This window comes from Candidatus Streptomyces philanthi, from assembly GCF_059553635.1.
Genome location: NZ_JCANQV010000567.1, coordinates 1 through 1,707 on the forward strand (window position 1 = coordinate 1; position 1,707 = coordinate 1,707).

Annotated in this window: 2 protein-coding genes; both read left to right on the plus strand. The window is 71.9% G+C overall.

The genetic code is table 11. The features are described 5' to 3' along the window. Nucleotides 1-665 (plus strand): sulfate adenylyltransferase subunit CysD (cysD, locus tag AC51EU_RS30250; RefSeq protein WP_496270285.1); only part of this gene is annotated, 665 nt, incomplete at its 5' end. A gap of 1 nt (nt 666) precedes the next feature. Beyond that, nucleotides 667-1,707 (plus strand): sulfate adenylyltransferase subunit 1 (locus tag AC51EU_RS30255; RefSeq protein ID WP_496270286.1); only part of this gene is annotated, 1,041 nt, incomplete at its 3' end.

A 1,707-nucleotide genomic window follows, 5' to 3' on the forward strand; every position in this document is an offset into this window, starting at 1 on the left:
CCACCCGCCACGGCCTGCGCCTGCACATCGCCTCCGTGCAGGACTTCATCGACCGGGGCGAGCTGCGCGAACGGCCGGACGGCACCCGCAACCCCTTGCAGACCGTGCCGCTGCTGGACGCGATCGGCTCGCACCGCTTCGACGCCGTCTTCGGCGGCGGCCGCCGCGACGAGGAGAAGGCCCGCGCCAAGGAGCGGGTGTTCTCCCTGCGCGACGAGTTCGGCGGATGGGACCCGCGGCGTCAGCGCCCGGAGTTGTGGCAGCTCTACAACGGCCGCCACGCCCCCGGCGAGCACGTCCGCGTCTTCCCGCTGTCGAACTGGACCGAGCTGGACGTGTGGCAGTACATCGCCCGCGAGAGCATCGAACTGCCCGCGATCTACTTCGCGCATGAGCGTGAGGTGTTCGCCCGGAGCGGGATGTGGCTGGCGCCCGGCGGGTGGGGCGGCCCCAAGGACGGGGAGGTCCTGGAGCGGCGTCGGGTGCGTTACCGCACCGTGGGGGACATGTCGTGCACGGGGGCGGTGGAGTCGTCGGCGGCGGATGTGGCGGCGGTCATCGCGGAGATCGCGGCCAGCCGGCTCACGGAGCGGGGGGCGACGCGGGCCGACGACCAGGTGTCGGAGGCCGCCATGGAGGACCGCAAACGCGAAGGATATTTCTGACATGGGTGACAGCATCACGGTCAAGGAGCCGGCCTCGTTGCTGCGTTTCGCCACGGCCGGTTCGGTGGACGACGGCAAGTCCACCCTCGTCGGACGGCTGCTGCACGATGCGAAGTCGGTCCTGGCCGACCAGCTGGAGGCCGTGGAACGCGCCTCGCTGGGGCGCGGGCAGCAGACCCCGGACCTGGCGTTGCTGACGGACGGGTTGCGGGCGGAGCGGGAGCAGGGCATCACGATCGATGTGGCCTACCGCTACTTCGCCACCCCCCGGCGCCGGTTCGTCCTGGCCGACACGCCCGGTCATGTGCAGTACACGCGCAACATGGTCACCGGCGCCTCCACCGCGCAGTTGGCCGTGGTGCTGGTGGATGCGCGTAAGGGGGTGGTGGAGCAGACGCGGCGTCATGCGGCGGTCGCGGCACTGCTGCGGGTGCCGCACGTGGTCCTGGCGGTCAACAAGATGGATCTGGTGGGGTACGCGGAGGCGGTGTTCGCCGCCGTCGCCGAGGAGTTCACCGCGTGTGCGGCGTCGCTGGGGGTGGGGCAGGTCACCGCTGTGCCCGTCTCGGCGCTGGCCGGGGACAACGTGGTCACCCCCTCCCCGCACATGGACTGGTACGGGGGGCCGACCGTCCTCGAACACCTGGAGAGCGTGCCCGTCCACACCGACCCGTCGGCGTCCCCGGCGCGGTTGCCCGTCCAGTACGTCATCCGCCCGCAGAGCGCCGATCTGCCCGACTACCGCGGCTACGCCGGCCAGATCGCCTCCGGCGTCCTGCACGTCGGCGACAAGGTCACCGTCCTGCCCTCGGGCCGCACCACCACCATCGAGGCCCTCGACCTCCTCGGCCGCGGCGTGGACACCGCCTGGGCCCCGCAGTCGGTCACCGTCCGTCTCGCTGATGACCTGGACATCTCCCGCGGCGACCTGATCGTCCCGACCGCCGCGGCCCCCGCCGTCACGCAGGACGTCGAGGCGACCGTCTGCCACCTCGCCGACCGCCCCCTGCGCACCGGACAACGCGTCCTGCTCAAACACACC